This window comes from Niabella pedocola (genome assembly GCF_021044425.1).
Lineage (GTDB): Bacteria > Bacteroidota > Bacteroidia > Chitinophagales > Chitinophagaceae > Niabella > Niabella pedocola.
Map to the genome: position 1 here is coordinate 610,171 of NZ_JAJNEC010000007.1, position 20,480 is coordinate 630,650.

Here is a 20,480-nt window from a genome sequence, read left to right on the forward strand (position 1 = left end):
GTTACAAAATAAACGAAGTTTTACACACTACCCTTGATGATTGCGGGATTTCATTGATCGTTTTTGGCATTCCTGTAAACTATTTTTTCATTCCCCGCTGTATGCAACCGCTTCCGGGGTTTTGTGCTCCGTTTGTATTTTCTCACAACACATCCAGGGCAAGCTTTGCCGGGTCTACACCGGAAGGTATCAGCAGGATCCGATCCGTTGTCTTTGTTGGGATAACCAACACCGGTTCTTTTACCGTTTGGCTCCGCCGCCCGTTTTTATAAACAGTAACTGCCTGCCCCGGCCATGGGTTCTGCACCCGGCAGGTTTCCCCTGCGTTTGATACCAATGCTACAAATTCTATATGCCCGCTCTTTACCGAAGCCGAAGTCATAACATTTCCGCGGCACAGCAAAGTAAATTGTGCGTCCCAGTTTTTGGGCCAGGCCGGAAACACCCGGATGACGGGATCTTCACCCGGAGCGGATGGAGCGCTCTGGCACAAGGCCAGGTGCAGGGCATCTGAAGCCCGGCCGATGCGCTGGATATTGGTGGTGTAAAACCCCTCGCTCAGATCCATCCGGTTTTCAAGGATGGGGTTCCGCGGTGCACCCTTCAGCTGGTTGGGGATTAAAAAGCGAACGGCATCGGCCCTGCCAAGTACGGCCGCTGCTGCCGGTATCTTCGACAATACGTGCGGAAAGGTTTCTTCAAAAGAGGTATTCCGGAAGTACCCGTTAAAGGTATTGTTGGCAATGGCCAGCATCGAGGGGTTACCTCCGGGATTGCAAAGGTCGAAGAACCATACCGGCATGGTATTGCCGTCCGGAAGGCGTTTCCCATTTCCGCGTACCGGGCTGGTGGGTGGCAGTGACCCTAGCCAGGCTTCCGGTTGCAGGGCCATATCCGGATAATCTTTTGTGGTGGTCAGCGGTGAAAGATTGCTGATAAATTCCTTCCATACAGGCCGCATGCCGGCATCGGTATTCAATAGTTCCGAGGCTTTGATCACCACCGGGAAAATACCCATCATCGACGAAATCTCTTCCACGGTATTATGACCACCCCAGATAGATTCATTGTCATTTACATGCCGGATATGATACTTCCCGTCCTTTTCCTTTTTTACATTCGGAAAGTTGCGGTAGAACTCCGCCATACCTTTTAACATGGGATACGCTTTCTCGCGCAGCCAGTTGAGGTCCTTTGTATATTCATACTTCTGCCAGTACTGGTAGGCGATCTTGGCGCCGCGTGAGAAGATGTGATTCACCGGTCCGTAAGGCCCGTCGCCGCGCTCTGTATACGTCCACAATCCTGCTTTCCATCTGCCGGTGTGTTTCCAGTTCCACCGGCTGAGAAAGGGTTGTTTGGCAAATGCATAGTCCATAAATTTTTTTGAGCGCTGTTCCCAGGGCTTCCGGATCAGGTAGAGGTCGCGCATTTCTGCAGCGATGTCCTCGGGCAAGGCCGGAACACCGTCGAACCCCACTGTTTCCGGTATAAAGATGCCCTTTGATCCCCATTGCTGTACAGCCGCCTGCTCAAATGTCGGATACGCATGGGTATACATCCTGAAAAGGGGATCCATCAACTCCGGGTGGTTGGTCGGATACAGGGCCTCATAATAACAACTTTGATTGGCGCCCCAGAACGCCCCGCCCCATTGACGTGCATCGCCACCGGTGGTCCATAGCATACCATTAAACTTGGTCGGAAAATCGCCGCGGGAACTGGATCCCATCACATACAGGAAATAGGTATAATTCTTTTCAATTTCATCCGCTACTCCATCCCTACTGCCCAGGTGTATAAAAGACTGTTGCCAGAAATTGCTCCACCATTGCCGGTTGGATGCTTCGATGCCATCATACCCTTTTTGCTGCGCTGCTTCCAGCTTCCTCATGGCCGCTGCCACCACATCGGCTGTTGAATCAAAAGAAGCGGCACTTGCAATAAAAATGCTGGAATGCTCCGTACCCGGGACAATGTTTAAACGCACCGCAGAAGTATTTATTTTTTCCGCAATCGCCTTGCCGCCTGTAAGTCCGATCACCACAGCTGAACTGCAATAATACTTATCTTCTTTAAACACCTGTTTCAACAGGATGCGGTCTCCCAGGGTTTCGATGGTGGAAACGGCCGAATGATTGCCCCTTAGCGAAACCGGCATTCGCAACATTCGCAGGTTTACCAGCAACGGCCTTGCCATAGCCCGCTGGTCTTTTACATCTACGGCCATCACATCGGCTTCATTCCAGGCCAGTACCCGTGCCTGCACGGCTTTACCGGATATCGTTGATATGGCATTGAAACAGGACAACTGCTGCCGGAAATCTTTTCCTTCAAATACCGGCGCTCCGAAATCGAGATCTACATAACCGGTACCCCCGCAATAGTCCGTGTTCCGTTCAAAAAAATTATTGGAAGCCGAGTTACTGGCAAATACATCCACCCGGTTGATCTGCATGCTTAGCTGGGAAGGCGTGGTCCATACCAGGCTTCCCATGCGTCCGTTGCCGATGGGTTGCCCGGCTTCGCTCCGGGATGCCGGCCGGTCATATACCAGGTCGGCCCTTGAAACCAGTTTTTGATAACCCACCTTAAACATTGTAGCCGGCGGATGGATTGCTCCCTGGCTTTGAGCCACCAAAAAGAAAGCCAACCCGATTATTACCATAGTCATTTTTCTCATACCGATTCATTTATTTCAGGAATTATCATGGTAGTTGTAAAGGATGCTTCCTGTCTTTCACTCCTTCAAAATAAGCTTCCCTGATCAATACCCCGTTCTTATTTTTTTGCGTCAGACGTATGATCATACGTAAGCCGGCTGCTTACATTTACCCACACCTTGCTCCCGTTGGGCAGCATATGATTGATATGCGCGCCCTTGTTTGTTACGATCACATCAGAAGCCGCTCTTTGAAGCTCACTAAGCCTGTTTCTTTTCATAAAGCCTGCGCTTAAAATAAAGAGGGCCTTACCGGTAAAAACCCTTAGCAGGATTAAAAAAATCAGCAATTTTTAGAGGCAGTTGCTGCGCATGATGGCGGGGCGGTTTCCTATCACTTAATACAGGCACCATATTATAATTATATGCCGGAACGTTTCCCCGGCTTGTAAACCGTTGTGTGCTGCGGCAGTACGGCTTCCAGGCATTCCACGATACGGGTGTAGGCCAGCCGCATATGGGCTTCTACCGTTTTAATGGAAATATCCAGCAGGTGCGCTACTTCTTTGTACCGAAGGCCATCGTCCTTAATGAGCCGGAAAACCAGCCGGCATTTGTAGGGCAAACCGTTGATGGCGGTTTCCAGCAGCTGTTTTATTTCTTTGGCAGCCACATCGGCTTCCGGACCTTCCCCCACAAGCGTGATGCGTTCGTTTTCTGCTTCCACAAATGGCGTTACGCGTTTACGGGATTTCAGGTAATGAACTGCATTATTCTTCAACGCACAGTAAAGATAATTTGCCGGATGCTCGATGGCCGCCATGCTTTTGCGGTTTGACCAGAGGGTTACAAAAAGATCTTGTACCAGGTCCAGGGCCACCTCTTTGTCGCCTACCATGGATAACGCAAAAGACTGCATTCCCGGCGCAAAATGCAGGTATAATTTTTCAAAGGACGCATGGCAGTCATTTGCCGCGGTTTGCTCCAGCCATTCTTTTATCATATCGCTCATATGTGCAAACTATTGATCGTTGCCCGGAGCGCTTATATCTTATGCGTTGCTGCACCTCAGGCCCTTATACATAACCACAAAGAACGTTAAAAATTGTATGCTTTATTTGCAAAATGCTCAACCGGATTATCATTTTGTGCCGGTATAACCGGTAGCTTCCGTTGCCTGCCCGCCAAGCCGGCTTTTTAACTGTGCCAGGTACAAACTTGCCGGAATAACGGCAGCTCCGTGCGCATCATAGATGCCTTCGGGCAGCAGCGGTTCTTTATCAAACGGCATTGCACGCTGCTGCGGCAGGCCCACACAGCCGATGACCCAATTATACGCACCTGGCGGCTGCTGGTTCAGATACGTTTTTGCCCTGCAGTTCCATGCTACGGCCCAGCCGATGGCCCAACCGTGCCCCGATCCCATTTCACCCCGGTTCATAAAGTCAATGCCACCGTCGGGCACATTGCAACCATCGACCAGCAAACCGGTAGCCCAGCGCTGGTGCGGCTGTATCCAGCCGTTTCCGGTAAACGTACAATGCAGCAACACAATGGGGCCACTCACTTTTGCACCTGTTGCCAGGAAAAAAACGTTATCGCCCTGGATAGCGCAGCGGTTAAATAACAATTGTGCCCCATCGGCCGAAAGATCCGCTGGTTTGGCAGCACCGACCGTTGGTACGGTATGCCGGATATCAAGGTCTGCAACCGTGATCCGCCGCCCCCCGATACCTACACTGTTCACCGTATTCCGGATCTGTACATTGCGGATCCAGCCATCGGTTAAACCGCGCGTTCGTATGGCCGAATGATGCCCCTGGCTGATGGTAACGGACTGTTCCGGTGCATCGATCAGCAAATCTTCCACACCCGCATGTTGAAGCCCGCCGGTTTTTACGATCTTTTGCACAGTGACTGCCGGTTTTGTAAACGCCGCATCATAGTTATCCGTAAACGGCACATCAATGGTTATCCTGTTTCCCCTCACCGTTTTTACAGTCCGCTCTAGCGACAGCTCGCCGGTGATCCAGGTTTGTTTTTTGCCATCGCGCACCAGGCGATCCATTCCCATGAACTGTACCCATTCCGGGGTTACCGGTTTTGTGATGACGACAAGATCTCCTGCTGTAAATTCTTTGTCATCGGCCACCGTCATTACATCCGTTCCTGATGGGATATAGACATCCGTAACCGGCACCTTGCTGCTCATGGGCCTTGTTTGTACCGGGGCTTCCAGCCGGATGGCTACATGCGGAGCCCCGGTCATCCGGATCCTTGTAGCAATGCCACTGCCGCGTAGCACGATACCGCTATGCGCAATGCTAATGGTTTGCATGCATTCAAAATCACCGGCAGCCAGTACTACCGCGCCCCTGAAGCCATTTTCAAGCGGCAGTTTTGCTACCGAATCAATGGCTTTTTGAATATTGGGCGTGTTATCTCCTGCAACAGGATAAACCCTGGCAGCAACCTTCACCTCCGGCAGCTTTACGCCCCCTCCTTCATATCCCGCATAAGAAAAATCCATGATCCGGTCGCCCCGCGATGTAGTTGTGTACTCCAGTTGTTCGCGGGTATTCATCTGTACCCAGTGACTTTTATTGTTGCCCGGCACCGCCTGTGTTGTTTTCTGGGCGCCGGCGGTACCTGTAAACAGTACCAGCGCCAGCAGTGTTGCCGCGTTCTTATAAAGGATCGTATGTTGCATCTCCGGTAAGTTTTTTTAACCCTGATTGTTGACTGTTGTTGCAGGCCCCCCGGCCTTGCTTGCTATGCTCGCAGCTCCCCGGCATCGCTGCGTGAAATTTAACCGCTAAGAACGCAAGGAGTAAAGCGTTTACTCATGATCGCTGTGTCCACTGCTCCTCCGCACCGCTGCGCGAAATTTAACCGCTAAGAACGCAAGGAGTAAAGCGTTTACTCATGATCGCTGTGTCCACTGCTCCTCCGCACCGCTGCGTGAAATTTAACCGCTAAGAACGCAAGGAGTAAAGCGTTTACTCATGATCGCTGTGTCCGCCGCTCCTCCGCACCGCTGCGCGAAATTTAACCGCTAAGAACGCAAGGAGTAAAGCGTTTACTCATGATCGCTGTGTCCGCTGCTCCTCCGCACCGCCGCGTGAAATTTAACCGCTAAGAACGCAAGGAGTAAAGCGTTTACTCATGATCGCTGTGTCCACTGCTCCTCCGCACCGCTGCGCGAAATTTAACCGCTAAGAACGCAAGGAGTAAAGCGTTTACTCATGATCGCTGTGTCCACTGCTCCTCCGCACCGCTGCGCGAAATTTAACCGCTAAGAACGCAAGGAATAAAGCGTTTACTCATGATCGCTGTGTCCGCTGCTCCCCCGCACCGCTGCGCGAAATTTAACCGCTAAGAACGCAAGGAGTAAAGTGTTTACTCAGATCACTGCGTCCGCCGCTCCTCCGCACCGCTGCGCGAAATTTAACCGCTAAGAACGCAAGGAGTAAAGTGTTTACTCATGATCACTGCGTCCGCCGCTCCTCCGCACCGCTGTGCGAAATTTAACCGCTAAGAACGCAAAGCACATATGCTCCTATTCGTAATCACTGTCCTTATTGCTGAGTGCAATTTAACCGCTAAGGCCGCAAGGAGTAAAGCACGTACTCATGATCACTGCGTCCGCCGCTCCTCCGCACCACTGCGTGAAATTTAACCGCTAAGAACGTAAAGCACATATGCTCCTATTCGTAATCACTGTCCTTTTTGCTGTGGGCAATTCAACCGCTAAGGCCGCAAGGATTAAAGCACGTACTCATAATCACTGCGTCCGCCGCTCCTCCGCATCGCTGCGCGAAATTTAACCGCTAAGAACGCAAAGCACCAAGCGTTTGTCAATAATCGCTGCGTGAAGTAACCCCTTCCTAATCCAGCTCACCCGTCTTCATCTTCTTACCGCCCTTGGTATTTACATTGGCGACCGTGCCTTTTACCTGCAGCCGGATCACGGAAGCAATGGCATCCGGAGCAGCTGCGGGCACATCGATTACAACGGTCCCGTTTTGATTGCGTGCCTTTACCACTTTATTTCCGGCCAGGAGTACGGCATTGATCACTTTGTTGGAAAGACCAGGCACCACCAGCTTCCCATCCTTCGGCCAGTCGAATACAAACAGGTTCAGTACGGTATTGCCGCCCGCCGGCTTCATGGTACATCTTCCCCAGGGCAGATCCTGTAACGGGCTGGCATGTGTAGCGTATACGGCACTGCTGTTCACTTTCATCCATTTGCCGATCTGGGCCAGGCGTTCAATGCTTTCCTCCGGTACCGATCCATCATCCTTTGGGCCGATGTTCAGCAGGTAGTTGCCTCCCTTGGAAGCAATATCTACCAGGTTCCGGATCAGCGTCTCGGTTGGCTTCCAGTTATGATCCCAGCTCTTATAACCCCAGCTACCGTTCATGGTCATACAGGTTTCCCAATCCAGCCCGTCCAGTTCCGCCTGTGTGGGAATCTTTTGCTCCGGCGTTTTGGTATCGCCCGGGAAGTTCGGACGTTTTAACCGGTCGTTGGTGATGATATTCGGCTGCAGTTTCAATGCATCCTGCAGTTGCTGTGCCGCCTCATCGGTCATATTGGTTGGTGTATCCCACCACAATACAGCGATATCGCCATAGTTGGATAAAATTTCTTTTACCTGCGGCACCGATACATCCTTAATATACTGGTCAAAGGTTTTTGTTTCCTGTACCGGATCCCAATGCCCCTTATGCGCCAGGGTATATGCATCGATCTTTGCAGAGTCCGGGTTGGCCCAGCCCTCCCGCATTTCCTTACGCGCAGCCGATCCGCCCGGGTTATTCCAGTCCTGTGCCTGGGAATAATAAAAGCCCAGTTTTATCCCGTATTTGCGACAAGCATCCGCCAGTGGTTTTAAGAGGTCCTTACCATAAACCGTGGCATCCGCCACATTCCATTTACTGGCATTGGATTTAAACAACGCAAACCCATCGTGGTGCTTGGATGTAATGATGATGTATTTCATCCCTGCATCCTTCGCCATTTTTACCCAGGCATCCGGATCATATTTTACCGGGTTAAAAGATTTGGCGCGTTCCTGGTACTCGGCTACCGGTATCTTACTTCGGTTCATGATCCACTCCGCACCACCTCTTGCCTGCTGATGGCCGTGATATACACCGCCCCATTGCGCATACACGCCCCAGTGGATGAACATCCCAAAACGGGCTTCCCGCCACCATTTCATGCGGGTATCCTTGTCTGCCGACTGGCCATTTGCCATGCCTGTAAGCAGGCATATAAATAGTACAATTCCGATTCTTTTCATATCTGTTTTATATGTGGTTCTTTTTTATGTTACGGGCTTCAGGGTTACCATCAGCACCGGTTGTGTCACTCCCTTCATCCTCCGGTAATCCTGTTCTACAAATGGGGCGCTCCTGACGGAGCGCACGGTTATTTTGCCATGCCCCTTATTATGCGAAGCGTCCCTTTGTTATGCGAAGCATCCCGCTTCACATACTTCCCTTTCATTTTGCCAGCGCGCCTACTTCATCCGCCTTTAATGCATGAGCGGTCGCTTTTGCCGTGCTGTACTGATCGGCACCCGTATCCCATTTCCCGCTGCGTGCCTGGCCGTCCATATCTACCTGTACCACCGGGTAGCTACTTTCGCCGGCACCAATGGCCGGGCTGTTTTTTTCCAAATGCCAGATTCCGTCTGCGCTTTTTACCAGCATGGGATCCAGCTCCCGGTACCCGGTTGCAGGCATATCACCCGCCCCCTTTGTTTTAAAAATAATATTCCCTTTCCATTGTGGTGACGTATAAGGTCCGGCAATAGATGCAGCTACATCTCCGCCCTGGATGATATTATTAACAATGGCGATAGCCGTGGCACCCAATCCGTTCTTCCTTCCTGGTTGTTCAATATTCTTCTTATTGTTCACCATTGTATTAAACGCGATCAGCACCCGGTCTGGCCGGTCATGCTCGGTAAGTGCGGCCCCATCTGCTACTTCCCCGCCACCGTTGCCCACCGTTATGGCCTGCGCACAGTTTTCAAAATAGTTACTGAAAATGGAATGATCATCTCCAAAAATGCGGATCCCTGGTGTATTGAAAAAATAATTGCCATACACTTCGCATTTATTACCATGCCGCAACGTGAACTGCGCCGGGCAATCGCGGATGGTATTATACCGCAACGTTACACCCGAGGCCTTTACTGAAATGAGTTCATTTTCGCCATGACATTTTTCAAAAAGGTTATACTCCACGATGCTGTTGCTGGTAGACAAACTAAATCCGCTTAAACCAAACTGAAATGTTTCCGCACCATTGGCCCCACCCTGATCGGGAAAATTGTAAAAGTAATTGTGATGGATGTGCAGGCGCTCGGCGATCTGTTTTCCTTCTCCGCGAATCGCCAGGATACGTCCCATTTCAGTTTTATTCTGGAAGGTATTGTAGTCAATTTCATGATCGTTTCCTGCAATGGTGAGGTATTCTCCTTTGCCCGGTGTTTCAAAAATATTATGCGTCCAGCGGCAAAACCGTGTACCGGCACCTGAACGGGCCTTTGATGCCGTATGTGTAAACTTAAATCCGGCAATAATGATATACGCTGCTGGACTTACTATACTGACACCCCCGCTTCCGCCTATTTCAGCACCACCGGTACTTTCCGCACGGATGGTGATGGGATGTTGGGCTGTGCCCTGCTGCGCGACCCGGATGTCGCCGGTGGTTTTATAAACACCGTTTTTGAGAATGATCACATCACCGGGAGCCGCCCGGTCGATGGCGTTTTGCAGCGCTTCAATGGATGCAACCGTAACCGTACCGGCCCAGATCCGCATCGAAAACTGTAACAATACCAACACCAGTATATACTTTTTCATCTTTATCTGTTTTAAATCATTGATGCTACTGCTAATCATGTGCCTGCCCCGGGTTCGGGTTCGGATGTTTCTCGTACACTTTAAAATCCGTCAGCCACAGCGATTCATTCTTTAACAACGGACTTTGCCCAACCGGGGTATGATCCAGCTGCCCACCTGCAAGACTCCGGTAAATACCATATTTGTTGCGGATATACGAACTACCGGTCCGCCACATGTCAATATTTTCGTCTTTAAAATCCAACAGAACCTTGCCATCCCTTACCCGGGTTATTTTGCAGGCATAATATCCCGTATGGGTATAATGCATTTCCTCCCGTACCTGCACCCATTCGTCTTCAAAATCTGCCAGTGGTATATTGTCAACAATGGTGCCCTTACCCGTACTGGCGCCGTCTACCGTGTGAATGATCTGTATCCTTTTATTGCCGCCATTGCTGCTGGCACGCGGCGTGATGGTGATCAGCGGGCTTCCGTTATTGGGCCCGTCCTGCGCTTTTAACTGATGGATATGGCAAAAGCTGGAAGTGGGCTGAAAGCCTTTCGGTAATCTGAATTTCCATTCCAGTACCTGCCATTCATCCCAGTTGCCCTGAACCTTGGCCCAGGTAGTATTATTGGTAGCAGATTTCATTTCATTCCGCTGCCGGTCTACTGTACTTTCATTACAACGGTCGCCGTCAATCACCGGATCTATATGTATGGTGAAGCGGAAAACCTGTTTATTAAAATACGGATCCAGCTCCACCGTACAATGGACACCATCCGGGTGTCCGCCATAACCGCCGTTGCAGTTGGCATGTTCAGAATAATCAAACCCATAGGTTTTCATATAGGTATTAATATCTTCGTATGCTTTCCCCGTTAATGATGCGGATGCATCCAGGGCGGCGGTTTGCTGATACTCATTGGCCGGTTCCTGCGTTCCCGTTTTGGAAGGAGCTCCCTTCTCGGGTTCCTGTACGCCATTACGGGTAGTGCAGGCGATTACCAATAGCGCCAAAGGAATCAATGCGATCGCCGACTTTTTAATTTTTTTCATACGCATTTTTTAAAGTACATGCTGATGGCTATTTACAAATAACCCACATTATTTTAAAAACCAACTGCCTTGAATTTGCTTTCTGTTCAGCGATTTTAACCGATTCTGCGGCAATGATTCAACAATTGCTTTACAAACAGGTTATTTTTGAACAGGTTTCAGCATCATCCATACCTCCCCAAATGCATTTAATAAGCCGGTGTCCTGTTTAAAACCGGTCCGTTAGAATAACTTTTTACCAGACTGTAATCTTTTCAGCCGCTGTAGGGCTTCCAGGTAATAATAATCGGCATAACTCAGCGGTTCATCTACTTCAGTATTGGTGAGTTTTGTACCTGTACTGTGCAGCAGCAAAAAACCACTTGCGGTACCAAGGGGAGCCCGGTAACTTTTGGTAAGACTGCCCAGGATGCGGTCGGCCGCAGCCCGGTACGTTTTTGCATTTTTGCTATACGTACTCAATTCATATAAAGCCGATGCAATGACGGCGGCAGCGGAAGCATCCCTGGGCTCGTCCGGAATACCCGGTGCATTGAAATCCCAGTAAGGCACACCGTCTTTGGGCAGGTTAGGATGATTGAGGATAAAGCCGGCAATGTTTTCCGCCATCTTTAAATATTTCAGATCCTTTGTTTCACGGTAGCATAGCGTATAACCATATAATCCCCAGGATTGCCCGCGCGACCAGGCAGATTCATTGGCATAGCCCTGGTGGGTTGTTTTCTTATTTACTTTTCCGGTAACGGTATCATAATCCACTACGTGGTAAGAGCTGTAGTCCGGGCGGAAATGGTTTTTCATCGTTTGGTCTGCATGACTTACCGCAACCTGGTACAGCGACCGGTCGCCGGAAAGTTTGTACGCTTCAAATAACAATTCCAGGTTCATCATATTATCGATGATCACCGGAAAATCCCATTTATTCTTGCTATGGTCCCAGGACCGCAATACGCCTGCAACCGGGTTGAACCGTTTACTCAAGGTTTTTGCCGCCTGGATGATCACGTCTTTATAGTGCGGGTCTTTTGTGAGCCGGTAGCCATTCCCCACGCTGCAATACACTTTGAATCCCATGTCGTGTGTGGTACCATTGGTCTTTTCCTGCTCGATATCTGCCGTATATGCCCGCGCGGTGGTTTCCCATTTTTTATTCCCGGAAAGATCATACAGGTACCAGAGTTCACCGGGAAAGAACCCGCTGGTCCAGTCGCGGGAAGCCACCAGTTTTAATTTGCCATCTTCCAGCGTTCTCGGAGACACGCCTTTCTTATCCGTTTGCTTTGCTGCTGCAATTTCCCGCAGCATCACGGCTGTTTGGCGCTCCGCATCTTTTACCGCTGCCGGCATATTTGTTTTTTGCGCAGCACCCGTTAATGTGCCGGCAATAATAGCGATGATGATTCCTGTTTTCTTCATGATTTATAAAATGGTTCCCCCTTTTGGGGGTTAAATAATTTATTCTTCTGCGATCGATACCCGGTAATAGCAAAAAGTCTGACGCCCCTCCCTGTGATCCCAATGTTCCGGCCGTCATCAACCAGCATGTACCATGACTGCTGCCACATCCCGGATCTGATTACGCCCTACTATCAACCTCCGATAGTCCCTTATTTATTTGCCTGTTGCCGGCAATACCAGCTGTACCTCCAGCAATTTCATGAGTTCCGTACCGGTAATGGTTACCGGGCTAAGTTGCAGGGTATTCAGGCCCTGTTTCAGCTTCAGCTCACCAATTTTTTCTGTAATTACACCCCCTTTCGTTTGCTGTACCTTTCCCTCAATCGCGGCAGCATGATTCAGCAATAATTTATAATTACCGCCGCATTCCGTCCCTGTCACATATTTGATCACCACATCATAGCTGCGCGCCTCCATTGTGCGCAGGTTCCATACCAATTGCTGTGCCGGCAACTTCCAGCCATCCACATAATACCGGTCGGCCTTTCCGTCTCCAAAACCAAACCCTTTTCCCTGTAACTGCGCATCAAAAGCCAATAGCCGGGTGATGGGTATATTCGGCGCCACAAAGAATGCCTGACCGGCCTTTGGTTGCTCTTCTACTTCCAGCACCACTACGGTATTCGCAGCATCTTCGGCAACACCCGTCAAATCGATCTGCACATCATCCGGTCCCATACGTTTTGTGTTCAGCATTTTTTTACCGGCCAGGGTGTAGGCCTTGCCCACAGCAGCCTGTAACCCGCCTACGTATAGTTTCCGGTCAGCCGGGAAGTTAAATACATGCAGATAGACCTTATTTTCCCGCATCGTGATTACACCCCAGTTCTGCAGGGGCAGCGGGCTTTGTTTTACCCCATAAATACTTTCACCGTTTTGACGGATCCAGCTACCGATCCCTTTCAAAATGGCAAGGTCCCTTGTATCAATAGCGCCATCCCCTTTCGGACCAATATTCATCAACAGGTTGCCCCCTTTTGAAGCCGCTTTGGCCAGCAGCTGTATGAAAAAAGGAACAGACTTGTGACTATTGTCGTAGCGGGAATAGCCATAGCTTTCATTGGTGGTGGGGATCGCTTCCCAGTCTGTACTTCCAGGGGTACCCGGAACCGGTGCAAACTCTGCGGGACGGTCCGCCGTATTCAGGTAATCGCCATAGTTGCGGGTCGCATTTCTTGCCAGACGGCCGTTCACCACTACATTGGGATCCGTTTCCCGTATCGCTTTTAAAATGCGCAGGTTCTCCGAAAAGGGCAGCTTATGCGGCGTATCAAACCAGATAATATCCGGGTGATATTTTGTAAGTAACTCTTTTATTTGCGGGATGGCTTTTTCGTTGACATATTTCACGGCCTTTGGCAGCAGTTCGGGGTGGTGATCAAACCATTCGCGTCCGCCAAACAGGTTCTTATCACCGCCCGGGTTGTTGTATTCCCAGTCGTTTCCCGGCGCATCCGGGTGCTCCCAGTCAAATGCATGCGAATAATAGAACCCGAATTTGATGCCATATTTTTTGCAGGCGGCAGACAACGCTGCCAGGGGATCGCGTTTAAAGGGTGTTTGATCATGGATATTAAAATCTGAAACAGCGGATGGATATATGGCAAATCCATCGTGATGCTTGGCCGTAATGATCATGTAACGCATACCGGCATCACGGGCCGTACGGGCCCATTCGTCTGCATTAAACAACACCGGGTTAAAGCCGTGTGCCAGTTGCAGGTATTCGCTGCGGGTGATCTTTTTCACACGCATCAGGTGCTCTGCATACCCCCCTACTTTCTGTCCCTTCCATTCGCCGCCGGGCAGGGAATACACGCCCCAGTGGATGAACATCCCAAACTTAGCCTGTTGCCACCATGCAATCCGCGCTTCATGTGTTTTCATAGACTGCGTCCACCAGCCGTTTACCGCTTCATCAATGGTCTGCTGATCGCGCTGCTGCCCTTTATTGTACATGTCCTTGTCCTCGTCTCCCGTTACCTGTGCGGCCGCCGTAGCGGTGGCCGTACAAAACAATACATAAATAAAAAATCGTTTCATTTCATTTTATTAATCCAACTGCAATACAAATGGCATCTTCGTTGCGTCGCACACTTGTGCATTTGTGCATAATCCGGCTATAATCCTGTTACCCCCCCGGGGTTTGATCGCTATTCGTTTTACCGGTTCATCCAGATCAATGGATTTCTAACCGGAAGGTTGCGGATCACTTCCTCCGTTTCCGGTGCATGATCCAGCTTTTTCCAGGTATTGAGCCAATCCATTTTTTTGAATTCAACGGCGCCAAACACCAGCGCCGGCTGGGCCACAGGCCAGTTATCCCAGTACATTACATCCTGTTTGTAAGGCCATTTCTGTTTATCGGCGATGAACGGATAAAGAAAGGCGATGCCTTTTTTTATGGAACGCCCATCCGGGGTTTGATAGTTCCACAGATCATCCGATTTTGTGGACAATACCTGGCAGATGGTTGTCATCGCATCTAAATTAAACAACGAATATCCATAAGGCTTGGTGCGTGCCAGTTCCTTGGGAAAACTTCCATCCGGAGCCATCTGATTGGGCAGCAATACCGTTTTATACCGGTTGCTGCAAAATTGCATGAGTTCCCTGTTACCGGTAAATTTTGCAAAAACCGCTACCTGCATTACCCAGCAGGTGCCGTGGTTATTGGCGGCATTCATTTCATCTTTACCATAGGAATGGGTGGTGAGCCATTGCAAAAAGCCGGCAAACCATTTTTTTGTCGCCGCCAATACTTCCGGGTCCATTGCCGCATCCTTTTCCATCACGGATATACCCTGTACCACTTCCATCAGCTGTATGGCATCGATAATGCCGATGCCACGCCCGGTGGCCCTTCCTTTTATGGCTTGTGCATACAATAAATCCGGATTCATCCGCGTGGCAGTATCTGCAAACCAGGCTTTGCAATGGGCGAGCACCTGTTTTACATATGACTGCTGCGGACGGATCCGGTATGCCGATGCCAGGGCGCCTACGATCTGGCTGAAGCGAATCATCGCATGCCGGTGCGCCACAAAATTGTCCGGATTTGTTTGTCCGTCTTTTTGAATATACGGACTATCCACACTGGCGGGGTTCGGCCACCAGTAATCGCCCTCACTGTAAAAATCATGTATTCCGCCGGCACTGCGGGATGCCCGGTGTGCCGTTACGGTTTCCGGTTGTTGTTGCAGGGCCCAGGCCGCTTTTTGAAGCACCTGTTTTTTTAAAGCTATTTTTACCTGGCCGATATCCTGGGCATGAAGCTGTGCTGTCGTTATAAGGAGCAGCAACGTGATATATGACAATAAGAACTTCATATTTGTTATTTTTTAATTGGCCACCAAGACGCTAAAGCACTAAGTAGCACTAAGATTTTTTTAACACCCCCTGCTCTTTGTGTCGTTGGCTTTTCATACAATCCAGTCCTTCGTGGGTCTTCGTGCCTTCCTGTCTTCTTGGTTCCTTTCGCCACAAAGGCACCAAGACGCTAAGTAACACCAAGATTTTTCAATGATCCATCTAAAACACTATTCTTCGCGGGTCTTCGTGCCTTCCTGTCTTCGTGGGTCTTTCGTAAGGCACCAATACGCCAAGCAACATCTTTTATTTCTCCGTCATAAACTTCCATGTGATCTTACCATATGATTGGACTGCTTTTTTATGCGGAGGTTCAATGCTGCCCTTTAATTTTCCGCTGGCATCTTTTTCTATGCGAATGGATCGCCAGTCGTAGTTTCCTTTTTCATAATCAAAGGTCTCCCCGTCATCATCATACAACCGATAACTGCCAGCTTTTTCGCCATACACGCGGATCTCAAGGTCTACTTTTTCACCCGCCCTCGGCGCATGCAGCAACGGCGGCATCATTGGAATTACACCTCCGTCTTTTACATATACCGGGATCTTATCCAATCCTGGCGTAACCGTAATCACTTCCCCGTCGCCGGCAAAGGCACCTGTATAGAAATCATACCAGCGTCCTTTCGGCAATACTACTTTTCTTGATGTTTGACCGGCAAACAAAGGCGCTACCAGCAGGTATTCCCCTCCCATATACTGATCCTTTACCTCCCGGGTTACGGCTTCCAGGTAAGGATTATCTTCCAGGTTGTTTTTTACAGCGCTACTACTGTTCACCTGGTATCCAGGTTCCAGGCTCATTCCGCGAAAAACCGGTGTGCCTTCAAAATGATATTTGGCAAATTCCGAATACCAGTAGGGCATCATCCGCATCCGCAGCAATGACAGCTCTTTTACCTGTGCTGCCACCTCCGGGTACGACCAGGGTTTGGTACCGCTTGACCAGGCATTGATCATGGCCATTGGAGAAAAGACCACTGTCTGGAAACGGCGCAGCCATTCTTCTGCAGTTTTTGAAGCGCGTACCTCCGGAGTCCACAACACCCCGATATACCCGCTATTGATCAGGGCCGTGATGAAGTCCTCGTGGTTATAATAATCATTGTACAACACATACGGGTAACTATTGGCTCCGGCATTGGAAGCCCTCACCAGGCCATAGGTGCGCTGGTTTTTATTTTTAAACAGATCGATACTGTTTTTCATTGCCAGTACACCATAGGTCTGACGCATCTGCTCTCCCGAAAGTCCAGACGGAAAAGTGGCTACGTCCGGCCACAGGTAATAATCATATCCGTCCACTTCATCGATCTTATACCCGCTTACACCAATATCCACCTGGTCCTTCTTTAACTGGCCGAAGAAAATATCCCGGGCTTTTGGAATGGTAAAATCCGGTACTTCTCCCGTCCAAACCGTATGGGAGCCGGTGTAAGGTGTGATCGCCTTGTAAAAGGGGGCCGATTTTGATACATAGGGGTTGATCCAAAGATTCAGCCGGATCTGCTTATTCAGCATCTCTTTTACAAACGCCGCAGGATCAGGATACCGGCTCTTGTCCCATTCAAAGGTACCCGGGTAAGAACGGCTTTGCCAGCCAGGTTCCAGTCCGATAAAATCGAGCGGATATCCCTTTACAGAAAAGGAATCGGCTTCCTGTTTTACTTCATCCGCCTTAAACAACGAACGCACCCGTTGTGTAAAACCCAGTCCCCAACGCGGCGGCAATACTCCTCCACCGTTAAACAGGTTGTAACGGCGCACCGCATCCAGCGCAGTGGGGCCTGCAAAAACATATACCTCTGTACCCGGCGCCGGCACCAGCAACTCCACCGCATCCGAATAGGGACGGGAGCTCCAGCTTTTGTCAGTATTCCGGTCCTTCTCCACCGGCGGATATTTGCTGTCCTTACGCACGCCGGTACCTGCGTAAACATTGATATACCGTGCCGCATTTACAAACACGCCATAGCCTTTGGAAGATACATAAAAAGGCACCGGGGCATGGGTACGGCCATTGTCCTTACCGCCGTAATGATCCATATGCAATTGCAGTATTTTACCCCGCTGATGTACCGTTTGAAAATTCAGCCCGAAACCAAATAACTGTTCGTCCTTTTCCAGCGGAAAGCGCAGGTTGGTTTTACCATCGGTAACCGTACCGGAAACTTCGTCCTCTGAAAAGGGGAATGGCTGCTCACTCATCGTTTTCAGAGCGGGCGCCGGTGTTGCGCCGGATGCTTTTAAAAGATCATAGGCTTCTGGCCTGCCCACCACACCTTTCCACACCCCGGGCGCCACAGCGCTCCAGCGAATGGATTGTGCTGCCACTCCATTCCATACTGCAACCAGCAGCAAAAGATTGATTAGTCTATAGAACATAACTCGTTTATAATGGTACAAGTGTGTATTGTTTTCCTTTAACCGTTTTAAAATCGATGGTGTAGCCTTTTTCCGCAGGCAGGTCTGCCAGCTTCGCTTCCTGATTTTTTTTATAGGGCGGTTGACCATAAGCGGTAAGCAAAGGGTTGGAATCGACATCCGCTGCAGCTGCAGCTTTTACTTCCGCTACTCTTACAGGAATCGATGTGCGTACCCGGCAGGCGCCACCGGATCCGGAGATTACCGTGGCCTGCACAAGGCGGCCACCGGCCCATTCAATATTCCATTGAAAGTTTCCGCGGGCCTTGATACCCTTTATCGATCCTTTTTCCCAAACAGCAGGCAATGCCGGTAATAACGCGATCGATCCGTCATGACTTTGCAACAACATCTCGGTGATGCCGGCTGTAGCTCCAAAATTGCCATCGATCTGAAACGGAGGATGGGCATCAAACAGGTTGGGGTAGGTACCGCCTCCGCCCATGGTTTCTCTTGATTGCCTGGGATCAATATAGGTAAACGCATCGCTGAGTATCTTATAGGCATGATCCCCATCCTGCAGCCGTGCCCACCAATTGATCTTCCAGGCCATGCTCCAGCCGGTGCTTACATCGCCCCTGAAAATTAATGATTGTTTGGCAGCAGCAGCCAGTTCCGGCGTCTCACCTACATTGATCTGGCTGCCGGGATACAATCCGAACAGGTGCGATAAATGCCGGTGCTTATCTTTGGGATCATCCCAGTCTTTAAACCACTCCTGCAACTGGCCATACTGACCAATATGATAAGGGTATAGTTGGTGCGTTACCGCTTCCAGCTCTTTTGCAAACGCAGCATCCGTGCCCAGTATCTTTGCAGATTTGATCACCGCCGTAAACAGTTCGCGTATAATAGACATGTCCATAGTACTGGCCATCGTCAGCTGGTATTCTTTTTCTTTTATTTTTATGGTATTTTCCGGCGATGTGGACGGGTTGGTAACCCAATAGCCCGAAGCCGGGTCTTTCACCAGCCAGTGCAGTAAGAATTGGGCCGCCCCTTTCATCAGGGGGTATGCCTCTTTTTGGAGGAATTGTTTATCTCCGGTAAAAAGATAATGTTCCCACAAATGGGTGGAGAACCAACCGCCTGCCATGGGCCAGCAACTCCAGCGTGGCATTCCCCGCGGGTCATCCCATCCCTGCCCGCCGGGCGGTGAGGTTTTAGCCCAGAGATCCGAATTATGATGTGTTACCCAGCCTTCTGTAATGCCATAATTCGTTTTTGCTGTAACGGCACCATTTACCGCCAGTTCCTTCATAAAATCAAACAAGGGCTGATGGCATTCAGATAGATTGGTATTCTCCGCCAGCCAATAGTTCATCTCTGTGTTGATATTGGTGGTATAGTTACTGCCCCAGGGCGGCTGCACATGATCATTCCAGATGCCCTGGAGATTGGTGGGCCGCGCGCCCGGGCGGGAAGCCGCAATCATAAGGTAGCGTCCAAACTGGTAATACAGGCTCTGCAGCGCAAAATCATCCGGCGCTTTTGCAAAGCGCTTCAACCGTTCGTCTGTGGGCATATTCAGCCTGGCGGCATCGGCACCCAGGTTGATCGACACCCGGTTAAACAAGGATTGATAATCGTTTATATGAGCAGCCCGCAACGCTGCATATTTCTTTTGCAAGGCTTTATTCAGATTAGCCGTTGCCTCAACAGATGGATCTTTGCCCTCCTTTCCCGGCGATTTATCGAAGCCGTTAAAACTGGTTGCTTCCGAAAGATAAATGGTCACGGCATTGGCCCCGGATACCACCAGGGCGGTATCCCTGCGGTTTACAGATCCGCCTTCGGTGATAATTTTTGCGCGCACTTCAAAATTCATACCTTCCCCATTCCAGTCGTCGTATACAACCTGCTGCGGTTCATACTCGCGATTCGCCACAAACTTCGGAGCTTTTCCTTTCAGCACCAGCAGGTCCTTGCCGCCATTTTCCGTACGGTATTTCAGTTTACTGGTCAGCCCCGCCTGAAAACTGATGGCATTTTTTTTATCCGCCGTAATGCGGATCATCATGATCTTATCCGGATGACTGATAAAGGTTTCCCTTGTATACTGCACGCCGCCGGCTTTATAACGCACCGTGGCTGTAGCATTGGCCAGGTCCAGATCCCGGTAATATTCCGCGGCCTGTGTATCTTTTAATGAAAGATTGAGCCAGAGATCTGCCAGCGGCAGGTAGCGGGCCGAATAAGGACCATGCATCTTTTTCCATACAACCGCTGCACTATCATAGTTACCGGCAGCGACAAGCCGCCTTACCTTTTCCAGTATCGCCGGGCCTTCCGGCTGATTGCCCGGGTTAGGCGCACCGGACCAAAGCGTATTGTCATTTAACTGGTAGCGTTCCTTTACAACACCTCCAAACACCATGGCACCGGTTTTTGCATTGCCCAATGGCAGTGCTTCCTCCCAAATAGTAGCGGGTTGGGTATACCAGAGTTTGAGGGCATTTCCGGAGCTGCCGGTTTGCGCATTCAGGGTCCACCCCGGCATCGCCATTGACAAAAAGATCAAAATTTTTTTCATTGTATTCAATATAACCCAACCATTAAGACAGAAGGTACATGAAGCACCATCGCATCATATCCGGCCGAACGAAACGTTCCTTCTTAACGGTTGTATAAAAACTA

At 50.0% G+C, this 20,480-nt stretch carries 12 protein-coding genes; all 12 read right to left on the reverse strand.

Going from position 1 to position 20,480, the window contains the following annotated elements:
• Positions 1-142: 142 nt before the first annotated feature.
• Entirely contained in the window at positions 143-2,683 is a 2,541-nt protein-coding gene (locus tag LQ567_RS23475; RefSeq protein WP_231008338.1) for a glycosyl hydrolase family 95 catalytic domain-containing protein, read from the reverse strand.
• 98 nt (positions 2,684-2,781) lie between these two features.
• On the reverse strand, positions 2,782-2,943 hold the full coding sequence (locus tag LQ567_RS23480; RefSeq protein WP_231008340.1) for a FecR family protein: 162 nt from the start codon (positions 2,941-2,943) through the stop codon (positions 2,782-2,784).
• Positions 2,944-3,083: 140 nt separating this feature from the next.
• Positions 3,084-3,674 carry an RNA polymerase sigma factor gene (locus tag LQ567_RS23485; protein WP_231008341.1) on the reverse strand — a complete coding sequence of 197 codons (591 nt, stop codon included), beginning with the start codon at positions 3,672-3,674 and terminating at the stop codon, positions 3,084-3,086.
• A 129-nt stretch (positions 3,675-3,803) separates the two neighbouring features.
• Positions 3,804-5,372, reverse strand: a complete 1,569-nt coding sequence (locus LQ567_RS23490) for a hypothetical protein (RefSeq protein WP_231008342.1) — start codon at positions 5,370-5,372, stop codon at positions 3,804-3,806.
• Positions 5,373-6,549: 1,177 nt separating this feature from the next.
• On the reverse strand, positions 6,550-7,974 hold the full coding sequence (locus tag LQ567_RS23495; protein WP_231008343.1) for an alpha-L-fucosidase: 1,425 nt from the start codon (positions 7,972-7,974) through the stop codon (positions 6,550-6,552).
• 202 nt (positions 7,975-8,176) lie between these two features.
• Positions 8,177-9,550 carry a polysaccharide lyase 6 family protein gene (locus LQ567_RS23500; protein WP_231008344.1) on the reverse strand — a complete coding sequence of 458 codons (1,374 nt, stop codon included), beginning with the start codon at positions 9,548-9,550 and terminating at the stop codon, positions 8,177-8,179.
• Positions 9,551-9,581: 31 nt separating this feature from the next.
• On the reverse strand, positions 9,582-10,592 hold the full coding sequence (locus tag LQ567_RS23505; protein ID WP_231008345.1) for a polysaccharide lyase: 1,011 nt from the start codon (positions 10,590-10,592) through the stop codon (positions 9,582-9,584).
• Between the two features lie 222 nt (positions 10,593-10,814).
• On the reverse strand, positions 10,815-12,008 hold the full coding sequence (locus LQ567_RS23510) for a glycoside hydrolase family 88 protein (protein WP_231008346.1): 1,194 nt from the start codon (positions 12,006-12,008) through the stop codon (positions 10,815-10,817).
• A gap of 195 nt (positions 12,009-12,203) precedes the next feature.
• The gene (locus LQ567_RS23515; protein WP_231008347.1) at positions 12,204-14,093 is read right to left on the reverse strand and encodes an alpha-L-fucosidase; all 1,890 of its coding nucleotides are present in this window, start codon (positions 14,091-14,093) and stop codon (positions 12,204-12,206) included.
• Between the two features lie 119 nt (positions 14,094-14,212).
• Positions 14,213-15,379 carry an alginate lyase family protein gene (locus LQ567_RS23520; protein WP_231008348.1) on the reverse strand — a complete coding sequence of 389 codons (1,167 nt, stop codon included), beginning with the start codon at positions 15,377-15,379 and terminating at the stop codon, positions 14,213-14,215.
• A 286-nt stretch (positions 15,380-15,665) separates the two neighbouring features.
• Complete coding sequence (locus tag LQ567_RS23525; protein WP_231008349.1) at positions 15,666-17,804, reverse strand: glycoside hydrolase family 31 protein; 2,139 nt, start codon at positions 17,802-17,804, stop codon at positions 15,666-15,668.
• A gap of 7 nt (positions 17,805-17,811) precedes the next feature.
• Positions 17,812-20,376, reverse strand: a complete 2,565-nt coding sequence (locus tag LQ567_RS23530; protein WP_231008350.1) for a glycoside hydrolase family 95 protein — start codon at positions 20,374-20,376, stop codon at positions 17,812-17,814.
• Positions 20,377-20,480: the final 104 nt, after the last annotated feature.